Genomic DNA, 16,370 nt, shown 5'->3' with positions numbered 1-16,370 from the left:
ACCATGAAAAAAAACTTGGTTGTACATCCAGATCATACTGATTTGACTCCGGCTATTGAAAAAGCAATTGTTGATTTTGATAATCATAAAGAAATTTTAGGAGATGCTGAACGAAATGTCATAAAGATAGTTACTGTAGGGAATAAGAAATTTGCTATCAAATCTTTTAAAATCCCTAATATTGTCAACCAAATTGTTTACAAGTTTTTTAGAAAGTCAAAGGCGGAGCGATCATATAGATATGCTAATAAACTATTAGATTTTGAAATTAAGACTCCTTTTCCAATTGCCTATGAAATAAGGAGTACTTCTTTTCTATTTAAAAAGAGTTTTTATATAAGTGAATTAGTAGAAGCTGATCTTACCTATAGAGAATTAACTACTGATTTTAGTATTGTTGATCATGAAGAAATACTAAGAGCTTTTACTAGGTTTACATATAATTTACATAAGAATGGAGTGAACTTTTTGGATCATTCTCCTGGAAATACTTTAATAAAAAGAAAGGAAAACGGTTATGATTTTTATTTAGTAGATCTTAATCGCATGGAGTTTGGTAACATGAATCTTGAAACTCGTATTAAAAATTTTGCACGTTTAACTATTCATAAATCTATGATAGAAGTTATGAGTGATGAATATGCAAAATGTAGTGGAGAAGATAAGGCAAAGGTATTTGATCTTATGTGGGGATATACCAAAGATTTTCAACATCGTTTTTATCGTAAAATACGTATTAAAAAGAGAATATTTTTTTGGAAGAAAAAATACAAAGAAAGAGTGTCTAAAAGTCCTATTTAGTTAGTTTTTAGTGAAAAGTTAGTTGTTTTTTCATGTGAAGAGAAGATTAAAAAGAGAAGTAGTTATGTCAGGAAAAAGTAACTTAAAAGAGCAATTATATTTTTCACTAATTCATAAATGGAAATATATTGTTGTTATATTATTTTCTGTCTTAAGAAAAAATAAATCTAGAAGGATAATAAACAAAGCAGTTTATATCGCTAGAGAAAAGGATAAAGATTGGATTTTTGGAGCTAAAGTAAGACGGTTATCTAAATATTCATCTTTAAATGCAACTACATTTTATCATAATAAGTTAAAGAATTTGCCAAAAGCAGATGCGTATTATTTTATTTACCAAAACTATTTTTGTCGATGCTTAAGGAGTACTCCAAGTATTTTGTTTAAAAAAAATGTAGTGATGTTCACACATCCCACTTGGTCCAAAAAATATTCTAAAACTCATGTAGTTTGGTGCCTCAATAAAGCGGATTATGTTATTTGTTTAAATTCTGAAATTAAGAAGTATTTGATAGATCTAGGTGTAAAACCTGATATTCTTAAAGTAATGCATATTGCTACCTCTTCTTCTTTCTTTTACTCGCACGAAAGAGGTTCTGGAGGTATAGGATTTTGTTCAACATTTAGTGATCGAAAAAACCCAGACTTAGTTCTTGATTTAGTGAAAAATATGCCTGATCGACAGTTTTATTTAATTGGTCGTCATTGGCAACAATATGATAGGTTTAATGAGATATCTGACTTACCTAATTTTAAGTACCTTGAAGAAGAACCTTATGATTCTTATCCAGATTTGTATAGTAAAATAGATGTTTTTGTATCTCCATCTTTGATCGAAGGAGGTCCTGTGCCTGTGTTAGAAGCAATGATGTCTAATTGTGTTCCCGTGGCATCAAGAACTGGTTTTTGTCCAGATCTTATTACAGAAGGAGAAAATGGTTTCTTGTTTGATGTAGATGCCGATTATAAAGAAGTAATTACCTTAATAGAAAAAGCATTTTTAATTAAAACGGATGTTAGAGAAACCGTGTTGCCTTATACTTGGGAGAATTGTTCTAAAAAAATAGATGATTTGTTTATTAATTGATCTGATCTTGTCTTTTATTTTATAGTGTAGGGTGTTTTTGTGTTATCTTCAATGTTGCTGTTTGAAAATCAGTATTATAGGTACATAGATTCCGTATGCGAGAAACTATAGAGAAAGCCATTTTTTAAACTTCCCTATTTTTTCGATCGCAACAAAAATGTTGCTTTCAGAAGCAATAGGAGTTAATGATACTTTTATTCTAGATTTGGATGTATAGTACATTTCTTCAATACATTTTAGATGAATTATGTATTTTCTGTTAATCCTAAAATAATTGGAAGGGTCTAATTCTTGTTCTAATTTTTTTAAAGAAAAATCTATAGGAATCTTTTTACCATTCCAGAGTTGAATGAAAGTTAGTTTTTCTTCCGTATAGAAATATGCAATTTGATCAATTTCGATAGTCTTTAAACTATTGTTCATTTTTACTAAAAATCGTTTTTTATAATCTTTTCCGTTGTGAAGAAACAAGTCTTTGTATTCAGGCAACTTGTTTTTATTAAGCCCAAAGAATTTATCGATGCTCCTTGATAATGAGTTTTTAGCGACTGGTTTTAATAAATAATCAATACTATTTTGTTCGAATGCTTTAATTGCATATTCTGAGTATGCGGTGGTAAAAATTATTGGAGTATTTATTTCTAATATTTTAAAGATTTCGAAAGAATATCCATCGGATAAATTGATGTCCAAAAAAATTAAGTCAGGACTCTCTGTCGATAAATACTGTATTGATTCATTTATGGAGGTCAGAACCTTAACAATCATTATTTGGTTATTGACTTCTTGAATTAGATTTTGTAATCTAATAGCTGCAATACTCTCATCTTCTATAATAATAGCTTTGGTCATATTTCAGGTTGAATAAGTGGTATAGAGGCTATGTAATTGTTGTTAAGTATGTTAAAAACAGGAATCTCGGAATGCAACATCTTGTATTGATTTACTAAGTTCTTTTGTCCAATACCAAGCGATTTTTCATAATCATTATTTTTAGGTTGGAAGTTATTCACGACTTTAAGACTTAAATTATCAATTGAAATAGTTATTTTTAAAGGTTTACTGATGTCCACACTGTTATGTTTGATAGCATTTTCAAAAAGTAATTCTAAAGTCATAGGAGGTAGTAGAAGGTGTAGTTTAGATTCTTCGATATCATTTTGAAAAATGATACTTTCTCCAAATCGAATTTTCTGCAATGACATGTATGAATTAATAAGTTCTAATTCTTTTTTTAACGGTACTACTACCTCTTCGCTCTGAGTTAAGTTATAACGGTAAATATTAGATAATTCTTGTAAAAAGTGTTCTGCTTTTTTTGTATCAATACTTATTAAGCCAGATAAACTATTAAAACTATTAAAAAGAAAATGAGGATTTAATTGTTTTTTTAAGGCCAAGTATTGAGCTACTGATTTTTCATTTTGATATTGCGTGAGCTTAATTTTGATGTCCTGTTTCTCTTGCTGAGATTCTAAGAAAATTTCAATAAAATATACGAAAGCAATGACTGCGAAATTGATTAATAAAACTAGCCAGAACACCAAATCAAAAAAAGATCTTTCAAGTTCTTTATCATTTTCAAATGTATAAGCAACTGTCTGCCAGATAAATGTTAGTGTAACTGTTTTTGTTAAAATAACGGTAGTCCAAACACTTAAGAACTGAGATCTATTTTCTATATCTATTATTTTTGGAATTAGTTTGTTTTTTAAATAAACTCTAGACCAAAAAATAAACAAAGTATAAATGAAACTTACAGGTAATAATATAATAGTTTCAGAAAGCCCTTCTTTTAGATCAGCAGTATAAATTTCACTAATAAGGTGAAAAGCATTAAACAGAAGAATAATGAATAAATAAAAATAAATCCTGTTAGTTTTCAATTTATTAGTTTTAATTTTCTATGATTGTCATGGTATCTTCTTCGATATCTACTGTATAAAAGAACCCTAATGCTCTATTATTGGGGTTGCTTAAATTTATTAAATTTCCACGTATTGAAGCTGGTGGCGGGTTACCAATTATTGGATTACCTAAATTTCCTGTTTGTATAAACAATTCGTTTAAGAAATCGAAATAGTCTTCAGATATTGATAATTGTTGTGCTGTAGCAATATCTCCGATTTCAAAAGGCACTTCATCATTTGGATTTACACCAATACGTTGTCTACCATCAAAGAATTCATCTGAAACAATTAAAACCTCGCTATTTCCTGGATCCGGAACTATAATAAATTCATTGTTTTTGAAAAGACGATAATAATAAAAATTAGCAATATCTATAGGGTCTGTAGTATCAAATTTAACAAAATATCCTGCATCTGTTGCGATTGTTTCTTCTTCAAATTCAAAATAGAAATTATCAAATGAAGGTACTTCACTTATAGAATCTGACCCTTCATAGGTTTCTCCATTCCAATTTATTGTGATTGTGTATGTGTTTCCAATTTCTGGAATGATTTCTGTATTTTCATAAAACCCATTTGTAGAATGATTAAATATCCAAGAATTAGTGCCATCTGTTACTGTAACGATTGCATCATCTACAAAAGGTTGGTCTTCTGTAGATAAAAAAGAGGCAGTAGTAGTTAGTTGAATCTGCTGTATAGGTAATGGACTGATAGTGTTTCTCTCTAGTCCCCCATTGATAACTAGTCTTGGAGTACTTTCATTTAATGTGATGTCATTGGTTACGTCTGTTTCGCATGACAGGAAAATTGACGAGATGATTATTACAGATATTATAAATAAATTTTTCATTTGATTTTTTTTTAGAATTTGAACTCATAAGATATACTAGGTACAATACCAAAGAATGATAGTTTGGTTGCTTGGGTCATTCCTGTAGCTATTTCTTGATCTCCAACTTCTCCAACTTCATTAAAGTAGATAGAAGCTGCGTTTTGTCTGTTATACACGTTTACAAGGCTGAATACCCATTTACCGTTTTTACCTTTTTTAGGGTTTAATGTTGCTGATATGTCTAATCTGTGGTAAGCAGGTAAACGATTTCCATTTCTATTATTGTAATCGGCAACTACTAATCCATTTTGTTCATATCGTCCTGTAGGATAGGTTACTGGTCTTCCTGAACCAAAAACAAAATTAGCTCCAAAATCCCATCTTTTATTTAGTTTATAGAATCCAACTAGATTTAATTCGTGTAATTGATCACTGTTGGATGGGTAGTATTCGTTATTGTTGATTCCGAGAACTTTAGTTTCTGATTTAGCAAGTGTATAACTTAACCATCCAGTTAATCTACCTTCATTTTTATTTAGTTGTACTTCTAATCCATATGCTCTTCCTTCTCCTTGTGCAATTTGCGTTTCTATCTCCTCAGTAAATATTAGATCCGCTCCATCAATAAAATCAGTAACATCATTGAGTTTCTTGTAATATGTTTCGAGACTTAAGTCATATTTTCCTTCATTGAATGATGTAAAGTATCCTAACGCTAATTGATCAGCATATTGTGGTTTGATGTAAGGCCCACTAGGAGACCATACGTCCAGAGGAGTAGGAGAGGTAGTGTTGGAGATTAAATGTAAATACTGATACATTCTATTATAACTTAGTTTAAAAGAATTAGAATCATTTAATAAATATCTTGCGGATACTCTGGGTTCTATTCCATTAAAAGACTTTATGCTTTCTCCAGAACTATATTGTGTGGTCTCTATGATTTCATTTTCTTCATAAGTATCTTGTTCAACATTGTAGGTTAAAGGGCTTCCTGTATCATATTGACTTATTTCTTGAGATCCTAGTCGAAAAAAGTTGGACCATCTTAGTCCATATTGAACACTAAGTTTATTTGATAATTTTTGTTTTAGATCAACATAAACCCCGTTTTCTAAACTAAACTTATCACTAAATTCTTCTCCATTGATACTGGATCCATTTAGAGATGATATTTTTCCAGGTTTAAATTGATAATATGTCATATCTACTCCTGTTTTAAGTGTGTTGTTATTATTAATGTACCAAGACAGTTTTGGTTTTAGGTTGTAGTTGGTGATACTGGATTTCCATCTAAACTCGGAACCTGTTCTTAGATTATCTAAGTTGTATTCGTAATTACTAAAAATAGCGGAAGTCTGTAGAAATAATTTCTCGTTGATAACGCTTGTCCATCTTAATGTTCCAGATGTATTTCCCCAAGTTGTTCCTAATAATCCATCAAGTTCAAATGTGTCTCTACCGAAATATCCTGAAAGAAATAATCGATTGTTTTTATTCAAGTCATAGTTCGCTTTTAGATTGAAATCATAGAAAAATAAAGAGCTATCTTCAAAATCCTCTAGAAGGAATGAAAATAGGTCTATGTATGATCTTCTACCTGCTAACATATAACTACCTGAAGCTTCTTCTTTATCACCTTTTAGAATAGGTCCTTCAATTAATGCTTTGGCAGAGATAAGACCTATTCCGATGTTCCCTCCAAATTTTTTAGTATTTCCTTCTTTTTGTTTTATATCCAGTACAGAAGATAATCTTCCTCCATATATAGCTGGAATTCCTCCTTTGTATAATTTAGCATTTTTGATGGCGTCAGAATTGAATACAGAGAAGAAACCAAATAAATGTGAAGCGTTATATATAGTAGCTTCATCCAGTAATATTAGATTTTGATCTACAGAGCCACCTCTTACATTAAATCCAGAAGAGGCTTCGTTTACACTGGATACTCCTGGTAATAGTTGTAATGATTTTAGTACATCAGGTTCTCCAAGGATAGCTGGCATTTTCTTAATAGTTTCTCCTTGTAATGAAATAACACTCATTTCTGTTGATTCGATTTTTTTTCTTGTGTTATTAGATGAAATGATGATTTCATCTAATTGAGCTAACTCTTCTGTTAGATTAAAATCTATTTTTTGATTATTTGTAATTTGAATTTCTTTAAGAATAGTTTTATATCCTAAATAACTGATTTCTATTTGATGGGTTCCTTTTTCTATGTTCATGGAATAAAAACCATAATCATTTGTTGTGGTTCCTATGGAATTATCAATAATGATATTAACTCCTAGTAATTTCTCTCCAGAGCTAACATTTTTTATATATCCACTTATGGTAAATTGTTCTTGTCCAATTGTTCCAAGTGTGCATAAAAAGAGCAGGTATACAATTTTTTTGATCATATGCATATAGTTTTAAATATGTTTTATTCAAAACTATATGAGAAGCTTTCTTGGATTTTAGAAATATGGATAAACCTTGAAAAAACCTGATGAGCCATTATTTTTTTACGTGAATAAAAATGGAATAGCAGGTTTTATTATCAAAAACCTTTGTTTAGTTAGGTTAGAATGCTGATTTATTGTTTTTGTTGTTTAATTAATTCCCTTAGCTTAGAGTATTTTAGAAAAGTAATGTTCGCAGTTTGTATGCATATAACCAAGCCATTAAATCCGTCTAGAAATCCAAATCTTAGAAAATAAGATTTTAAAAATGCCCAAGTTGGATTAAGAATAATCTTCCAAATAGGAGCTCTTTTTCCTAGTTGATAGTAAGATTGTGCTGATATTGTAGAGAACTTATCTGTTTTAAGATTAAATTCCTGGTAGGTCGCATAATTCCAATGTAATATATCACCTTTTAGTTTTGAGGAAGCTTTAGGGGCTGTCAGTTTAAAAGAATCGTGAGGATTTATACCTTTCCACTCTCCCTTTCCCTTTATAAAAGCCCTTAATTTTTTATCTGGATACCAATCAGAGTATTTTATCCATTGCCCACAAAAATTATTATATCGATTCATATAGTATCCATCGTGAATCCAATTGGATTTTAATTTTATCAAAGAGTTCTGAAGTTCACAAGATAAAGCCTCATCACCATCTAATGATATAATATGATCATTAGAAGCTTGAGTAATAGCAAAGTTTTTTTGTTCTATATATCCTAAAAACTTTTGCTTAATAAATTTTACATCAAACTGTTTACATATTTCCTCTGTTCTATCTGTAGAAAAAGAATCGACAATAACGATTTCATCAACCACACCCACTAAAGATGAGAGGCATCGCTCTATTTTTTTTTCTTCATTGTAAGTGATAATAACAGCAGAGAGTTTAACCATTCGGATACTTTAAGATTGATGCTTTATTTATAAAGGTATCGTGCAAAAATAGTTATTTTTACGGCAATGCAATCACTAGAAATAACAGTAATCATAAGTACTTACAATCAACCAGAATGGTTGAGTAAAGTGCTGTTTGGATATGAATGCCAAAGTATAAAGAATTTTCAAGTAATTGTTGCAGATGACGGGTCAACAGAAGATACAAAGGAATTAGTTTTAAAGTTCTCTAAAAGAGTTAGTTATCCTTTAAAACATATTTGGCACGAAGATCAAGGGTTTAGAAAAACAGTAATTTTAAATAAAGCTATTACAGTAGCAGATTCTGATTACCTATTATTTACGGATGGTGATTGTATTCCTAGAAAGGATTTTGTTGAAACTCACCTGCGGATGAGAAAACTCGGTTGTTTTTTGTCAGGAGGGTATTTTAAGTTGCCAAAAGATATTTCTGAATTGATTTCTGAACAGCATATAAAAAATCAAGAATGTTTTGATGCTAAATGGTTAATAAGTAAAGGGCTAAAATCTTCTTTTAAGCTAAATAAATTAACAGCTGATGGATGGAAAGAACGTTTTCTTAATTTTAGTACACCCACTAAAGCTACTTGGGATGGTATGAATGTCTCTGGGTGGAAAAAAGATGTTTTATTGGTAAATGGTTTTGATGAGCGAATGCAATATGGAGGAGAAGATAGAGAGATAGGAGAACGGTTATTTAATCTAGGAATAAAGGCTAAACAGATACGTTATAGTGCGATTTGTGTGCATTTATATCACGAAAGAGGATATGTTCATCCAGAAATGATTACAAGGAATAAGGCTATAAGAAAAGTTACAAAACGAGATCAAGTGATTAGAACTCCTTTTGGAATTGAAAAGGACTAAAGATTTAAATTTTTAAGGAACGTTCTAAGTTTTGGGATTATTAATTCTGAAGAAAGATTTTTATATAATTCTAATGCATGATCTTTCATTTCTTTTGGAGTTTTATCTCCGTATAATTCTGGCTTGGTGTCATAAAGATGTACAGAGTCATGTGTAATACCATCTTCAAACATATTCCAGTCTTTTTTAATAATCCAAGGCGAAAAAATAGTAAAAGTTGGTTTGTCTAGGGCTTTTGCCATATTTACAGCTCCGCCTTCATTTCCAATTAAAACATCGCAATGAGATAATATAGCTATAAATTCACGTAAGCTTTTTCCGAATACATTAAAATGAATATGTTGTTGTGTGCTTTTTGTTGTTAAATCATAAATAGTTTTAGCATCTTCTTCTTGACTAGGTATATAGTTAAAAAGAATATTGGCTGAGGTTGTTGTCACAATTTCATCAATAACTTTGGCCATGTATTCGAAAGGTAGTGTTTTTCTAATTTCGCTACCTACAACACTTATCATTATCAGCGGTGTCTCTGAAGAAATTCCGTTGGTAGTTAGATATGCTTTAGAAGTTTCCTGTTCTTTTTTTGTCAAAAATATTTTAGGACGAATTATGTTGGAAGTAAGTCTGTCTTCAGGATATACCAACCGAAGTCGATTTTCTATTGCAATAGAAGCATTAGTAATAGGGTCTGATTTTCTATGTACTACTTCAGAATAAATAAATTTAGTGTACCATTTATAAAAAGATATTTTTTTTGGGGCTTTCGAAAAGAAAGAAATAAGATTACTTTCTAATTTTCCGTATGCATCTATAACCAAATCATATTTTGCCTTTTTGATTTCTTTTAGAAATGAATAAAATGCTTTTTTACTATCGCGATATTCATTTTTAAATTCAATAATTGTGTTGAAAAAAGGGTTTTCTAGAGTTACTGGTTTTGTATTAGAATTTACTAAATAGTCAATCGTTGCATTTGGGTACTCTTTAGTTAGTGCCTCACAAATAATTGTACTTGTAAGTACATCACCGATCATTTTTTGCTGAATGACTAATATTTTCATTTACCTAACTATTGATTAAAAGAATGAGCTTGCCTAAAAGACAAGCTCACAAGTATACATATTTATTTCTAATTATACAGCTACATCGTGCTCTCTCAAGGCATCATTTAGGGAAGTCTTTTTATTAGTACTTTCTTTACGCTTACCAATAATTAAGGCACAAGGAACATTATATTCTCCTGCAGCAAACTTTTTAGTATAACTTCCTGGTATAACTACTGATCTTGCAGGTACGACTCCTTTTCTTTCTACAGGAGTATCACCAGTTACATCAATAATTTTGGTAGATGCAGTTAATACCACATTGGCACCAAGTACAGCTTCAGTTTCTACGCGTACTCCTTCTACTACGATGCATCTAGATCCGATAAATGCATTATCTTCTATGATAACAGGAGCCGCTTGAAGTGGTTCTAAGACACCACCAATTCCAACACCACCACTTAGATGAACATTTTTTCCAATCTGAGCACAACTACCTACCGTTGCCCAAGTATCTACCATGGTACCTTCATCTACATATGCACCAATGTTTACGTAACTAGGCATTAGTATGGTTCCTGGAGAAATATAAGCTCCATGACGAGCTACGGCATTAGGAACGACTCTAATTCCTTTTTCTTTATACCCTTTTTTTAATGGAATTTTATCGTGGTATTCAAAAATACCAGCTTCAAGTGTTTCCATTTTCTGAATAGGAAAATAGAGCACAACTCCTTTTTTCACCCATTCGTTTACTTGCCATCCATCTTTAGTTGGTTCTGCTACGCGAAGTTCACCAGCATCTAATAAGTCGACTACTTTTCTTATAGCATCCTGAGTGTTTGACTCTTTTAAAAGCTCTCTATTATCCCAAGCTTTTTCTATGGTTTCCTTTAGTTGGTTCATTTATTAAAAATTTTCGTAAAGATAACAGCTTCATTCGAAAATCATATGCTCATTGAATATTTTAGGATACTCTTAATAATTAGAACTATTTTATAATAATGTCATACTTTTGCACAAAATATAATATGGCAAGGATTTTAGCAATAGATTATGGAGGAAAGCGATGTGGAATTGCTGTTACAGACGAGTCAAAGATTATAGCCTCTGGATTGACTACTGTAGATACTAAGGATTTATTGAATTGGTTACAAGAATATGTTTCAGCCGAAGATGTAGAGTTATTTGTAGTGGGAGAACCAAAACGCTTACACGGAGATCCTTCTGAAAGTGAGAAATTGATACAGCCGTTTTTGGAGAAGTTGTCAAAAATGTTACCTGATATTCCTGTGAAAAGAATAGATGAGCGATTTACTTCTAAAATGGCTTTTGATACAATGATTGCCAGTGGAATATCTAAAAAGAAACGAAGAGATAAGGCATTGGTAGATCAGATTAGTGCTACCATCATCCTTCAGGATTACCTTTATAATTTGTAAAGGTAAATTTAAAAATAGAGAATAAAAACAGAGAATATTAATAATATGATTTTACCCATTGTAGCGTACGGCGATCCAGTATTAAAGAAAAAAGCAAAGGAGATTTCTAAGGATTATCCTAAGTTTTCGGAATTGCTCGAAAACATGTTCGAAACGATGTACAATGCTCATGGAGTAGGTCTTGCGGCTCCACAAATTGGACTTCCAATACGTTTATTTTTAGTAGATGCAGAACCTTTTGCGGATGATGAAGAACTTTCTGAAGAAGAGAGAAAAACATTAACAGGGTTCAAAAAAGTTTTTATAAATGCTGAAATTATAGAAGAAACTGGAGATGAATGGGCTTTTACAGAAGGATGTTTAAGCATTCCAGAGGTTAGAGAAGATGTCTTTAGAAAAGAAACGATCAAGATTAATTATTTAGATGAAAATTTTGTGCAACATACAGAAACATATAGTGGTCTAGCTGCTAGAGTGATCCAGCATGAGTATGATCATATTGAAGGAGTTTTGTTCACAGATAAATTATCAAGTCTTAAAAAACGTTTAATTAAAGGAAAACTTACTAATATATCTAAAGGAAAGATTAGTGCTGATTATAGGATGAAGTTCCCTTTAGCTAAAAAAGGACGTTAATCGATTTTTAGAATTTACATAGAATTACAATACAATTTATGTTGGTTAATGTTTGATTTTTAAAAATGAACTACTGATATTTGCCAACTTTGAAGATAAATTTATGAGCTTAGACAAAATATTATCAATTTCTGGAAAACCAGGTTTATATGAATTAAAGGCGCAGACCAGAAGTGGTTTTGTGGCTGAATCATTAGCGGATGGAAAAAAACTTTCTGTTAGTATTCAAAATAACGTTAGTATTCTTAGTGAAATTGCAATCTATACTTTTACAGAAGAAGTTCCTTTAAGAGAAATTTTTAAAAGAATCCAGGAAAAAGAGAATGGAGAAAAAGCAATTAGTCACAAAGAGTCTAAGAATAAGTTAGAAGCTTATTTTAGCGAAGTATTACCTGATTATGATGAAGACAGAGTATATGTAAGTGATATGAAAAAAGTGATACAGTGGTATAATATTTTACAAGCTAAAGGAATTACTGATTTTGAAGAGCCAGAAGAAGTAACTTCTGATGAAGAAGAATAAAAAGTTTTTAGATAAACAAAAAACCCATCTCATTTAGATGGGTTTTTTGTTTTAGAGTTTTAATAATTCATTATCAGTTTTTTACACTGTTAAAGAATTATGGATAAGTTGCAGAAATATTGCTTTATTTTCGATACCTAGTTTGGGTTCTTCTTTGTATTTTTGCGCAAAATTTAAACACAACCGAACAAATAGTTAAGTTTACATGGCTAATACCAAATATGTTTTTGTAACTGGAGGCGTTTCTTCTTCTTTAGGAAAAGGGATTATAGCAGCTTCATTGGCAAAATTGCTACAGGCTAGAGGATACAGAGTTACAATTCAGAAATTAGATCCGTATATCAATGTTGATCCTGGAACATTGAACCCATATGAACATGGAGAATGCTATGTAACCGATGATGGTGCAGAAACCGATCTGGATTTAGGACATTATGAACGCTTTTTAAATACACCAACTTCTCAGGCGAATAACGTAACTACCGGAAGAATATATCAGAGTGTTATTGAGAAAGAACGTCGAGGAGAATTCCTTGGTAAAACTGTTCAGGTAGTACCTCATATAACGAACGAAATAAAAGAAAGAATTCAAATTCTTGGCAAGAGCGGGGATTATGATATTGTAATTACTGAAATAGGTGGAACAGTTGGTGATATTGAGTCCTTACCATATATTGAAGCTGTTAGGCAGTTAAAATGGGAATTAGGAGATACGAATGCTTTAGTGATTCATCTTACATTAATACCATACCTTTCTGCCGCTGGAGAATTAAAAACTAAGCCTACACAACATAGTGTGAAAACATTAATGGAAAGCGGTATAAAAGCAGATATTTTGGTGTGTAGAACAGAACATGAGTTGTCAGAAGATCTGAGGAGAAAGCTGGCATTGTTCTGTAATGTAAGGCAAGAGGCGGTTATTCAGTCGATTGATGCATCTACTATTTACGATGTTCCTAATTTGATGTTGGAAGAGGGGTTAGATGCTGTGGTATTAAAACAACTTGTACTTAGAGACGATAATGTTCCTAATTTGGATAAATGGAATGATTTTCTAAAACGACATAAGAATCCTAAGTGTGAAGTAACAATAGGTTTAATAGGTAAATATGTAGAATTACAAGATTCTTATAAATCTATTTTAGAAGCTTTTATTCATGCTGGTGCAGAAAACGAGGTAAAAATAAATGTAGAAAGTATACATTCAGAATATATAGATGATAAGACTATAGCTACTAAAATTGCGCATCTTGATGGTATATTAGTTGCTCCAGGTTTTGGAGAAAGAGGAATAGAAGGAAAGATAAAAGCAGTACAATATGCAAGAGAAAACAAATTGCCTTTTTTCGGTATTTGTTTAGGAATGCAAATGGCAGTTATAGAGTATTCACGTAATGTTTTAGGATTAAAAGACGCATGCTCAGTAGAGGTAGATGAAAACACAGCGTATCCAGTGATTAGTTTGATGGAAGAACAAAAGAATATCACAGATATGGGGGGAACTATGAGGCTTGGTGCTTGGGATTGTGAATTAGTTGACGATAGCAAAGTGTCCGAAGCCTATGGAAAACCTTTAATTACCGAACGCCATCGTCATCGTTATGAATATAATGATCAATACAAAGAACAATTAGAAAAAGCAGGGCTTAAAACAACAGGAATAAATCCTAAAACAGGTTTAGTAGAAATTGTGGAAATTCCTGAACACCCTTGGTTTGTAGGTGTGCAGTATCATCCAGAATATAAAAGTACAGTAGCTAATCCTCATCCGCTTTTTGTAGCTTTTGTAAAAGCAGCAGTGGCATATTCTAACTGTAATAAAGATGTCAAAGTGTCATAGTATCTCTAACTGGCTAGATAATTGACAAAAGAAAAGTAATATAATTTTAGAAAGCCTCTTTTTTAACCTAAAAGGATAGAGGTTTTTTTATACACATATCAATGGAAGAAAAAAAGTTTGACCTTAATACAGTAATTGGATTTGTACTGATATTTGGAATTTTTGCGTGGATGTTTTGGGTTAATAAACCAACACCAGAAGAGATTGAGGCTCAAAAGGCTGAACAAGAACAAGTTGAAGCTCAAGAAAAAACTGAAGATAATAAGACGACAGATTTTGTAAAAGAAAGTGAAGCTATTGTGGCGAATCCACAAGATTCCCTTGCGGTAGTTGCTGCTAAATCTCAATTAGGTGCATTTGCGTATTCTGCTAGTTTGCCTTCTGCAAAAGAAAATGTTACTAAAATTGAAAATGAAGTTTTAACTTTAAAGATTAATAATCGAGGAGGTTATATTCAAGAAGCATTATTAAAAAACTTCAAAACGTATGATTCCGTTCCTTTATATCTAATTAAAGATGGCAAAAACGCTTCATTTAATCTTAATTTCGGAACAACGGATAATAGAATTTTAAATACGAAGGACCTGTTTTTTGAACCAACTGTTACTAAAAATGGGGATAATACTGTTTTGTCCATGAAACTTAAAGTTTCTGATTCTAAGTTTTTAGAATACCGTTATGAATTGAAACCTAATGATTATATGTTGGATTTTTCAATTAAATCACAAGGATTACAACAGGTGTTTAATTCAAGTCAGGTAGTTAATTTAGATTGGAAATTACAGGCTATAAGACAAGCTAAAAGTGCTTCTTACGAAAATCGATATACGGAGATTCTTTATGAGTATGATGGAGGGAAAGATGATTATACTGGACAAGGAGATTTTGCAGAGGACACTGAAGAAGAAGTAACTTGGGTAGGATTTAAACAACATTTCTTTACTTCTGTTTTATTAACAGATACTCCTTTTAAAACAGCAACATTTGCTTCGAAAAATGTTGCTAATACTAGTGAATTAGATGATAAAGACATTAAAGTTACAAAAGAGTTTGCAGCTTCTATGCCTCTAGAACTTAAAGGTGGTGAGTTAAACTATAATATGAACTGGTATTATGGTCCTACGGATTATAAGATTTTAAGTTCTTATGATCGTAACTTAGACGAGATTGTGCCGCTAGGATGGGGGATTTTTGGAGTGATAAATAGATATATATTTATTCCATTTTTTGGGTTTCTAAGTGGTTTTCTACCATATGGTATAGCTATAGTAGTAATGACAATCGTGGTGAGAATTGTATTGTCTCCAGTAACATATAAATCCTATGTTTCTCAAGCGAAAATGAAAATATTAAAGCCTGAGATTACAGAGATTAATGAGAAGTATAAGGATAATGCTATGAAAAAGCAGCAGGAAACTATGGCTTTATATAGTAAGGCTGGGGCGAGTCCTATGAGTGGCTGTCTACCAGCGCTTATGCAGATTCCTGTGTTTTATGCGTTGTTCAACTTCTTTCCGAGTGCCTTTGATTTAAGACAGAAGAGTTTCTTGTGGGCTGATGATTTATCAAGTTATGACACTATTGCAAAATTACCATTCGAAATACCATTTTATGGTGATCATATTAGTTTATTTCCAATATTAGCTTCTATTGCTATATTTATTTATATGATGATGACAACTGGGCAAACGATGCAACAACAACAACCTGGGATGCCTAATATGAAGTTTATTATGTATTTGTCTCCTTTAATGATGTTGATTTTCTTTAATAACTATGCAAGTGGACTTTCTCTATATTATTTTATTTCTAACTTGATTACTATTGGTATTATGTTAGTTATTAAGAATGTGATTATAGACGAAGATAAAATTCATGCTAAGATTCAAGAGAACAAGAAAAAACCTAAAAAACAAGGTAAGTTCCAGAAGAAGATGAAAGAATTAATGGAGCAAGCGGAACAACAAAAAGCTAGTAAGAAATAATAAAAATTTTAATATTTTAAAAAGCCCCTTTTTCTAA

At 31.3% G+C, this 16,370-nt stretch carries 15 protein-coding genes; 8 read left to right on the top strand and 7 right to left on the bottom strand.

All coding sequences use genetic code 11. The features are described 5' to 3' along the window. The first annotated feature begins 3 nt into the window (after nucleotides 1-3). Entirely contained in the window at nucleotides 4-801 is a 798-nt protein-coding gene (locus tag H526_RS0106430; protein WP_027392237.1) for a lipopolysaccharide kinase InaA family protein, read from the top strand. 64 nt (nucleotides 802-865) lie between these two features. Next, a complete protein-coding gene (locus tag H526_RS0106425) occupies nucleotides 866-1,888 on the top strand; it encodes a glycosyltransferase family 4 protein (protein ID WP_027392236.1) in 1,023 nt (340 codons plus the stop codon). A gap of 105 nt (nucleotides 1,889-1,993) precedes the next feature. Here the strand turns inward: H526_RS0106425 and H526_RS0106420 are convergent, their stop codons facing one another. The 5 genes from H526_RS0106420 to H526_RS0106400 form a co-directional block, all read right to left on the bottom strand. Further along, nucleotides 1,994-2,740 carry a LytR/AlgR family response regulator transcription factor gene (locus tag H526_RS0106420; RefSeq protein ID WP_027392235.1) on the bottom strand — a complete coding sequence of 249 codons (747 nt, stop codon included), beginning with the start codon at nucleotides 2,738-2,740 and terminating at the stop codon, nucleotides 1,994-1,996. Next, nucleotides 2,737-3,774, bottom strand: coding sequence for a sensor histidine kinase (locus H526_RS28505; protein WP_051336014.1), 1,038 nt, complete (start codon nucleotides 3,772-3,774; stop codon nucleotides 2,737-2,739). The genes H526_RS0106420 and H526_RS28505 overlap by 4 nt, the downstream gene beginning before the upstream one ends. A 10-nt stretch (nucleotides 3,775-3,784) precedes the next feature. Further along, nucleotides 3,785-4,651 (bottom strand): DUF4249 domain-containing protein, encoded by an 867-nt coding sequence (locus tag H526_RS0106410; RefSeq protein WP_027392234.1) that lies wholly within the window; start codon nucleotides 4,649-4,651, stop codon nucleotides 3,785-3,787. Nucleotides 4,652-4,662: 11 nt separating this feature from the next. Then, nucleotides 4,663-7,038: a TonB-dependent receptor gene (locus H526_RS0106405; RefSeq protein WP_027392233.1), complete on the bottom strand. Its 2,376-nt coding sequence runs from the start codon at nucleotides 7,036-7,038 to the stop codon at nucleotides 4,663-4,665. Nucleotides 7,039-7,214: 176 nt separating this feature from the next. Next, complete coding sequence (locus tag H526_RS0106400; protein WP_027392232.1) at nucleotides 7,215-7,976, bottom strand: glycosyltransferase family 2 protein; 762 nt, start codon at nucleotides 7,974-7,976, stop codon at nucleotides 7,215-7,217. A 66-nt stretch (nucleotides 7,977-8,042) separates the two neighbouring features. Between H526_RS0106400 and H526_RS0106395 the strand changes: the two genes are divergently transcribed. Then, on the top strand, nucleotides 8,043-8,864 hold the full coding sequence (locus tag H526_RS0106395; protein ID WP_027392231.1) for a glycosyltransferase family 2 protein: 822 nt from the start codon (nucleotides 8,043-8,045) through the stop codon (nucleotides 8,862-8,864). On the opposite strand, the gene H526_RS0106390 is transcribed toward H526_RS0106395, so the two are convergent. Then, nucleotides 8,861-9,925 (bottom strand): glycosyltransferase family 9 protein, encoded by a 1,065-nt coding sequence (locus H526_RS0106390; RefSeq protein ID WP_027392230.1) that lies wholly within the window; start codon nucleotides 9,923-9,925, stop codon nucleotides 8,861-8,863. The genes H526_RS0106395 and H526_RS0106390 overlap by 4 nt on opposite strands. Before the next feature lie 72 nt (nucleotides 9,926-9,997). Beyond that, entirely contained in the window at nucleotides 9,998-10,813 is an 816-nt protein-coding gene (locus tag H526_RS0106385; protein WP_027392229.1) for a 2,3,4,5-tetrahydropyridine-2,6-dicarboxylate N-succinyltransferase, read from the bottom strand. A 125-nt stretch (nucleotides 10,814-10,938) separates the two neighbouring features. Between H526_RS0106385 and ruvX the strand changes: the two genes are divergently transcribed. The 5 genes from ruvX to yidC all read left to right on the top strand — a co-directional run bounded on the left by ruvX (nucleotide 10,939) and on the right by yidC (nucleotide 16,333). Then, nucleotides 10,939-11,349, top strand: a complete 411-nt coding sequence (gene ruvX, locus H526_RS0106380; protein WP_027392228.1) for a Holliday junction resolvase RuvX — start codon at nucleotides 10,939-10,941, stop codon at nucleotides 11,347-11,349. Between the two features lie 45 nt (nucleotides 11,350-11,394). Beyond that, nucleotides 11,395-11,985, top strand: a complete 591-nt coding sequence (gene def, locus H526_RS0106375; RefSeq protein WP_027392227.1) for a peptide deformylase — start codon at nucleotides 11,395-11,397, stop codon at nucleotides 11,983-11,985. A gap of 103 nt (nucleotides 11,986-12,088) precedes the next feature. Continuing rightward, entirely contained in the window at nucleotides 12,089-12,508 is a 420-nt protein-coding gene (locus H526_RS0106370) for a DUF5606 family protein (RefSeq protein ID WP_027392226.1), read from the top strand. Nucleotides 12,509-12,713: 205 nt separating this feature from the next. Next, nucleotides 12,714-14,348 carry a CTP synthase gene (locus H526_RS0106365; protein ID WP_027392225.1) on the top strand — a complete coding sequence of 545 codons (1,635 nt, stop codon included), beginning with the start codon at nucleotides 12,714-12,716 and terminating at the stop codon, nucleotides 14,346-14,348. A gap of 101 nt (nucleotides 14,349-14,449) precedes the next feature. Beyond that, nucleotides 14,450-16,333 (top strand): membrane protein insertase YidC, encoded by a 1,884-nt coding sequence (gene yidC, locus H526_RS0106360; RefSeq protein WP_027392224.1) that lies wholly within the window; start codon nucleotides 14,450-14,452, stop codon nucleotides 16,331-16,333. Nucleotides 16,334-16,370 lie beyond the last annotated feature (37 nt).

The sequence above is a fragment of the Aquimarina latercula DSM 2041 genome, from assembly GCF_000430645.1.
Classification (GTDB): Bacteria; Bacteroidota; Bacteroidia; order Flavobacteriales; family Flavobacteriaceae; genus Aquimarina; species Aquimarina latercula.
The sequence above is the reverse complement of the archived record's forward strand: the minus strand, read 5'-3'. Positions and strand labels throughout refer to the sequence as shown.

What these genes read in the sequence shown, in the direction of transcription:
- H526_RS0106430 (WP_027392237.1), top strand. Translation starts at nt 4, where the DNA reads ATGAAAAAAAACTTGGTTGTACATCCAGATCATACTGATTTGACTCCG.
- H526_RS0106425 (WP_027392236.1), top strand. Translation starts at nt 866, where the DNA reads ATGTCAGGAAAAAGTAACTTAAAAGAGCAATTATATTTTTCACTAATT.
- H526_RS0106420 (WP_027392235.1), bottom strand. Translation starts at nt 2,740, where the DNA reads ATGACCAAAGCTATTATTATAGAAGATGAGAGTATTGCAGCTATTAGA.
- H526_RS0106410 (WP_027392234.1), bottom strand. Translation starts at nt 4,651, where the DNA reads ATGAAAAATTTATTTATAATATCTGTAATAATCATCTCGTCAATTTTC.
- H526_RS0106405 (WP_027392233.1), bottom strand. Translation starts at nt 7,038, where the DNA reads ATGATCAAAAAAATTGTATACCTGCTCTTTTTATGCACACTTGGAACA.
- H526_RS0106400 (WP_027392232.1), bottom strand. Translation starts at nt 7,976, where the DNA reads ATGGTTAAACTCTCTGCTGTTATTATCACTTACAATGAAGAAAAAAAA.
- H526_RS0106395 (WP_027392231.1), top strand. Translation starts at nt 8,043, where the DNA reads ATGCAATCACTAGAAATAACAGTAATCATAAGTACTTACAATCAACCA.
- H526_RS0106390 (WP_027392230.1), bottom strand. Translation starts at nt 9,925, where the DNA reads ATGAAAATATTAGTCATTCAGCAAAAAATGATCGGTGATGTACTTACA.
- H526_RS0106385 (WP_027392229.1), bottom strand. Translation starts at nt 10,813, where the DNA reads ATGAACCAACTAAAGGAAACCATAGAAAAAGCTTGGGATAATAGAGAG.
- ruvX (WP_027392228.1), top strand. Translation starts at nt 10,939, where the DNA reads ATGGCAAGGATTTTAGCAATAGATTATGGAGGAAAGCGATGTGGAATT.
- def (WP_027392227.1), top strand. Translation starts at nt 11,395, where the DNA reads ATGATTTTACCCATTGTAGCGTACGGCGATCCAGTATTAAAGAAAAAA.
- H526_RS0106370 (WP_027392226.1), top strand. Translation starts at nt 12,089, where the DNA reads ATGAGCTTAGACAAAATATTATCAATTTCTGGAAAACCAGGTTTATAT.
- H526_RS0106365 (WP_027392225.1), top strand. Translation starts at nt 12,714, where the DNA reads ATGGCTAATACCAAATATGTTTTTGTAACTGGAGGCGTTTCTTCTTCT.
- yidC (WP_027392224.1), top strand. Translation starts at nt 14,450, where the DNA reads ATGGAAGAAAAAAAGTTTGACCTTAATACAGTAATTGGATTTGTACTG.